We start from the raw sequence: 6136 nt of genomic DNA, 5'->3' as shown, positions 1-6136 counted from the left end.
TTGGGGGCGTGCTGCTCACGATTGGAAGGCAGCCATGAACCAATTCGCCATCCTCTACGAGGATCGGTTCGTTCGACCATCCGTGTGAATCTCAACCCGTCTTGAACACGGAAATTCTGACACCCCCGGGCCGGGCCAACCTTCCCGGGCCTAACCTGTTTTAGACGAACCTAAACTATATTCGCGCGAATATGCCGGGTCAATGCGGCACGCTCAAGGCAGCCGACGTTGCGAGAACACGGGTGCGCCCAGGCACGATGTTCTGGATTGTGTCCGCATCGCCATGCGACGGCCGGGGCCGTCAAGCTCGGGCATGGACGCGGATTACGCCCCCCTCATCAACACCGACAACTGGCCAAACAGCCAACTTCGCGCCCACACATGAAGCCACTGGTAAACTCGGGCAACCAAAGCAACAACTTCACGCCTGACTTATGACCACGCTGTCGCCCGACGCCTTCGCCGGCCACACTCCGATGATGCAGCAGTACCTGCGCATCAAGGCCGACCATCCCGACACGCTCGTCTTCTACCGGATGGGCGACTTCTACGAGCTGTTCTTCGAAGACGCGGAAAAAGCCGCACGCCTGCTCGACCTGACCCTCACGCAACGCGGCGCGTCTGCTGGCACACCGATCAAGATGGCGGGCGTACCGCATCACGCAGTCGAGCAGTATCTCGCCAAGCTCGTGAAGATGGGCGAATCGGTCGCGATCTGCGAGCAGATCGGCGATCCGGCCACGTCGAAGGGCCCCGTCGAGCGCAAGGTCGTGCGCGTCGTCACGCCCGGCACGCTGACCGACGCCGCGCTGCTGTCCGACAAGAACGACGTCTACCTGCTCGCGATGTGCACGGGCCACAACAAGCGTGGCGTCGCGGTGAACATCGGCCTCGCGTGGCTGAACCTCGCAAGCGGCGCGCTGCGGCTCGCCGAAATCGAACCCGAACAGCTCGCTGCCGCGCTCGAGCGCATCCGGCCGGCCGAGATCCTGACGCCGGACGGCGCGACCGATGCCGTCCCCGCAGGCGCGGGCACAAGCAAGCGCGTGCCGGCATGGCACTTCGACATTGCATCGGGCACGCAGCGCCTGTGCGACCAGCTCGATGTCGCGAGCCTCGACGGTTTCGGTGCGCATTCGCTGACGAGCGCATGCGGTGCAGCCGGTGCGCTGCTGCTCTATGCGGCTGCCACGCAAGGCCAGCAGTTGCGGCACGTGCGCAGCCTGAAGGTCGAGAACGAAACCGAGTACATCGGGCTCGATCCGGCCACGCGCCGCAACCTCGAACTGACCGAAACGTTGCGCGGCACCGAGTCGCCGACCCTGTATTCGCTGCTCGACACCTGCTGCACGACGATGGGCAGCCGCCTGCTGCGTCACTGGCTGCACCATCCGCCGCGCGCGTCGGTCGCCGCGCAGTCGCGCCAGCAGGCGATCGGCGCGCTGCTCGATGCCCCGGCAAACGCCAGCCTCGATGCGCTGCGCAGCGCGCTGCGCCAGATCGCCGACGTCGAACGAATCACCGGGCGTCTCGCGTTGCTGTCCGCCCGCCCGCGCGACCTGTCGAGCCTGCGCGACACGTTCGCCGCCCTGCCGGCACTGCGTGAGCGCATCAGCGCGATCGTCGCCAATGCAGACGCACTCACCCGCGTCGACGCAGCACTCGCACCGCCCGCCGAATGCCTCGACCTGCTGACGAGCGCCATTGCGCCCGAGCCGGCCGCGATGGTGCGCGACGGCGGCGTCATCGCACGCGGCTACGACGCCGAGCTCGACGAGCTGCGCGACATCTCGGAGAACTGCGGACAGTTCCTGATCGATCTCGAAGCGCGCGAGCGCACGCGCACCGGCATCGCAAACCTGCGCGTCGAGTACAACAAGGTGCACGGTTTCTACATCGAGGTCACGCGCGGCCAGACCGACAAGGTGCCCGACGATTACCGTCGTCGCCAGACGCTGAAGAATGCCGAGCGCTACATCACGCCTGAGCTGAAGACCTTCGAGGACAAGGCACTGTCCGCCCAGGAGCGCGCACTGGCACGCGAGCGCGCGCTGTACGACGCGGTGCTGCAGGCACTGCTGCCGTTCATCCCCGAGTGCCAGCGCGTCGCGTCGGCGCTCGCCGAACTCGACCTGCTCGCCGCGTTCGCCGAACGCGCCCGCGCGCTCGACTGGGTCGCGCCAACCTTCACCGACGAGATCGGCATCGACATCGAGCAGGGTCGCCACCCGGTCGTCGAAGCGCAGGTCGAACAGTTCATCGCGAACGACTGCCGCTTCGGCACCGAGCGCAAGCTGCTGCTGATCACCGGCCCGAACATGGGCGGTAAGTCGACGTTCATGCGGCAGACCGCGTTGATCGCACTGATGGCTTATGTCGGCAGCTACGTGCCGGCCAAGTCGGCGTGCTTCGGCCCGATCGACCGGATCTTCACGCGCATCGGCGCGGCGGACGATCTCGCGGGCGGCCGCTCGACGTTCATGGTCGAGATGACCGAAGCCGCGGCGATCCTCAACGACGCGACGCCGCAAAGCCTCGTCCTGATGGACGAGATCGGCCGCGGCACGTCGACGTTCGACGGCCTCGCACTCGCGTGGGCCATCGCGCGCCACCTACTGGCGCACAACGCGTGCTACACGCTGTTCGCGACGCACTACTTCGAGCTGACGCAACTGCCGGCCGAATTCCCGCAAGCGGCCAACGTCCATCTGTCGGCCGTCGAGCACGGCCACGGCATCGTATTCCTGCACGCCGTCAACGAAGGCCCGGCCAACCAGAGTTACGGCCTGCAGGTCGCGCAGCTCGCGGGCGTTCCTGCGCCCGTGATCCGCGCCGCGCGCAAGCACCTCGCGTATCTCGAACAGCAGTCGGCGTCGCAGCACACGCCGCAGCTCGACCTGTTCAGCGCGCCGCCCGTGGCCGCCGGCGATCTCGAATGCGCGGACGCGCCGGCGCTGCCCGATGCGCCGCATCCTGCGCTCGAAAAACTGCGCGACATCGATCCCGACGATCTGAAGCCGCGCGAGGCGCTCGACCTGCTGTACGAACTGCGCACGCTGGTCCGCTCGCACGATGCCGACGGGCACGCGTAAGCGCATCCCGCGCGGCCTGCCGGCTCGCACCGCCGCCGCGCTCGTTGCGGCCGTGCTCGCGCTCGCGCAGGCCGCCGCGCTGGCCGCGCCGCCGAAGCGCAGCACCGCGCCCTACTCGTTCGCGGTCGTGTCGGGGGTGATCAACGCCCCGGCGGACGAACCGGCCGCCCAGCGGCTGCTCGATGCGATCGCGCGCGAGCGCAACCTCGCGTTCGTCGTCTATGCGGGCGATCTCAAGGGTTCGAAGGAAGCGTGCCGCGATGCACTGTATTCGCAACGCGGCGCGATCCTGGATGCGGCACGCGTGCCGCTCGTGTTCATTCCCGGCCACGACGACTGGGTAACGTGCAACACCGCGGCCGGCGGCGGCTACGATCCGGTCGAGCGGCTCGACTTCCTGCGGCAGACGCTGCTCGCCGATTCGGCACTGCCCGACCCCGGCGCGCTGCAGATCACGCGGGAAAGCGAAGTCGCACGGTTCCGGCCGTATCGGGAGAACGCGCGCTGGATGCGCGACGACATCGTCTACGTCGCGCTCAACGCGCCGGCGCCGAACAACCACTACCTGACGGCCGGCGGCCGCAACGGCGAATTCGAGGATCGCATCATCGCGAACGGTTTCTGGATCGACCACTCCGCCGAATACGCGAAACGGCGCGAGGCACGTGCGATGGTGGTGATGTTCGAAGGCGATCCGCAATTCGAACGCTATGAACGCGCCGAACGCTTCGCATGGCTGCGTTTCAACCGGCCGCGCGTGCGCGACGGCTTCCGTGAGTTGAAACGAACGCTGGTGAAGGCGGCGGCGACGTTCCGCGGCCCGATACTCGTGATGCACGCGAGCGGCGAACCGCTGGCGAACGGCTTTCTGATCGACCGTCCGCTACGCGCTGACGACGGTGAACTGGTACGTAACGTGACGCGCGTCGCGATCGGGCCGCGCCATCCGACGAATCAGTGGGTCAAGGTGAGCGTGTCGCCGGCACGGCAGACGATCTTCAACGTGAGCCTGCAGGAGGTACCGAAGAACCTGCCCGTGCCGCCCGCGCTGCCGCTCGTGCCGCGCGACGACGTCCCGCTGCCGCAGATGCCGGAAATCCCTGCGTTGCCGGCGCTGCCCGACTCGTCGTCGGTCGCGCCGCCACTGCAGGGCGACGGCGCCGCCCCGGGCGGCGCGTCGTGGCCTGCGCCCGCCCCTGCGTCGGGGCCGGCGCCCGGCCTGCCTGCGAGCTCAGTGCAGGGTGCGCCCTGACGGTGCTTCGCCGTCTTCGTCTTCGTCCTCGTCGACGATCTCGAGCCCTTCCGCGCCATGCGCGTGCTCATGCTCGATTTCGTCTTCGGTGGCTTCGCGAACGTCCTTCACGGTGAGCGCGAAACGCAGCGCCATGCCTGCCAGCGGGTGGTTGCCGTCGAGCACGACCTTGTCTTCGGCGATGTCGGTGACCGTGTAGATCAGCGAATCGACTTCCTCGTCGCCGTCTTCCGGCGTGCCTTCGAACTGCATACCCACTTCGAGCGGCTCGGGAAAACGATCGCGCGGCTCGATCTTCACGAGCTCGGGATCGTAGTCGCCGAACGCGTCCTGCGGCTCGAGCTGAACCTCCGCCTCGTAACCCGGCTCATGCCCGTCGAGCTGTTCCTCGATCTTGGGGAACGTGCCATCATAGCCGCCGTGCAGATAGACCATCGGCTCGTCGCTTTCCTCGATCAGATTGCCCTGTGCATCCGACAGCTTGTAAGTGACCGACACGACGGTGTTTTTTGCGATTTTCATCCAATTCTCCCAAATACAACTCTCATTATACGATGCGCAACCGGTCTCAAGCCGAACCGCGGGATGCCGCTGCCGCCCCGCTCGGCGCGCCGCCTTCCGATCTTCCCACACCGCTGCTCGGCGGTCTTACGCCGGCGCAATTCATGCGCGGCTACTGGCAGAAAAAGCCGCTGCTGATCCGCCAGGCGATCCCCGGCGTCGCTTCACCGGTCTCGCGCGACGCGCTGTTCGAGCTCGCCGCCGACTATGACGCGGAATCGCGACTGATCACCCATTTTCGTAACAAGTGGCAACTTGAGCACGGCCCGTTCGAGCCCGGCTCGCTGCCGGCTATCACGCGCAAGGCCTGGACCCTGCTGGTGCAGGGCCTTGACCTGCACGTCGATGCGGCGCGCGCACTGCTCGACCGCTTCCGCTTCATCCCGGACGCGCGCCTGGACGACCTGATGATTTCGTATGCGACGGACGGCGGCGGCGTCGGCCCGCATTTCGATTCGTACGACGTCTTCCTGCTGCAGGTCGAAGGCCGGCGCCGCTGGCGCGTCGGTGCACAGAAGGACCTGTCGCTGCAGCCTGACGTGCCGCTGAAGATCCTCGAAAACTTCGAGCCGAGCGACGAATGGGTGCTGGAGCCCGGCGACATGCTGTACCTGCCGCCGCACATCGCGCACGACGGCGTGGCCGAAGGCGAATGCATGACCTGCTCGATCGGCTTCCGGGCCCCGTCCGCCGGCGAGCTGGGCGCCCAGTTCCTGTACTATCTCGCCGAGCGTGGTGGCCTGCGTGACGAATGCGGCGACGACCTCTACCGCGATCCGAAGCAGCCGGCCGTCGACACGCCCGCGCAACTGCCTCCGGCGATGGTCGAGCGCGTTGCCGAGATCGTCGACGCGATCCGCTGGCGCAAGCGCGACGTTGCCGAGTTCCTCGGTTGCTACCTGAGCGAGCCCAAGCCGAACGTCGTTTTCGACCCGCCCGCGCGCCCGCTGTCCGAAGATGCGTTCGTCACGCAAGCGTCACGTCGTGGCGTGTGTCTCGACAGAAGGGCCGCATTGATGTATAACGCGCGCTCGTACTTCATTAATGGTGAAGAAGGACCGCTCGAGCAAGCCAGCGAATGGCTGCCCGAACTGGCCAATCAACGCCAGATGGAGGCGAAACGGTTTGTAACACTATCCCGGGCTCCCTCAATGACAGCCTTGTTGCACGAGTGGTATCGTGCGGGCTGGATACGGGTCGGAGACCGGAATTAGTGTGAGTCGCCCCGTAC

Annotated in this window: 4 protein-coding genes; 3 read left to right on the top strand and 1 reads right to left on the bottom strand. The window is 66.7% G+C overall.

Features of this window, described 5'->3' with window-relative positions; genetic code table 11:
- Nucleotides 1–434 precede the first annotated feature (434 nt).
- A complete protein-coding gene (gene mutS, locus LGN19_RS33065) occupies nucleotides 435–3092 on the top strand; it encodes a DNA mismatch repair protein MutS (RefSeq protein WP_226219441.1) in 2658 nt (885 codons plus the stop codon).
- Nucleotides 3073–4344: a hypothetical protein gene (locus LGN19_RS33060; protein WP_226219439.1), complete on the top strand. Its 1272-nt coding sequence runs from the start codon at nucleotides 3073–3075 to the stop codon at nucleotides 4342–4344. Before mutS ends, LGN19_RS33060 begins: the two co-directional genes overlap by 20 nt.
- Here LGN19_RS33060 and LGN19_RS33055 read toward each other — a convergent pair.
- Complete coding sequence (locus LGN19_RS33055; RefSeq protein WP_011352527.1) at nucleotides 4324–4866, bottom strand: FKBP-type peptidyl-prolyl cis-trans isomerase; 543 nt, start codon at nucleotides 4864–4866, stop codon at nucleotides 4324–4326. The genes LGN19_RS33060 and LGN19_RS33055 overlap by 21 nt on opposite strands.
- A 32-nt stretch (nucleotides 4867–4898) precedes the next feature.
- Between LGN19_RS33055 and LGN19_RS33050 the strand changes: the two genes are divergently transcribed.
- Nucleotides 4899–6119, top strand: coding sequence for a cupin domain-containing protein (locus LGN19_RS33050; RefSeq protein WP_226219447.1), 1221 nt, complete (start codon nucleotides 4899–4901; stop codon nucleotides 6117–6119).
- Nucleotides 6120–6136: the final 17 nt, after the last annotated feature.

It is taken from the genome of Burkholderia sp. AU30198, assembly GCF_020419825.1.
Taxonomy (GTDB): domain Bacteria; phylum Pseudomonadota; class Gammaproteobacteria; order Burkholderiales; family Burkholderiaceae; genus Burkholderia.
The sequence above is the reverse complement of the archived record's forward strand: the minus strand, read 5'-3'. Positions and strand labels throughout refer to the sequence as shown.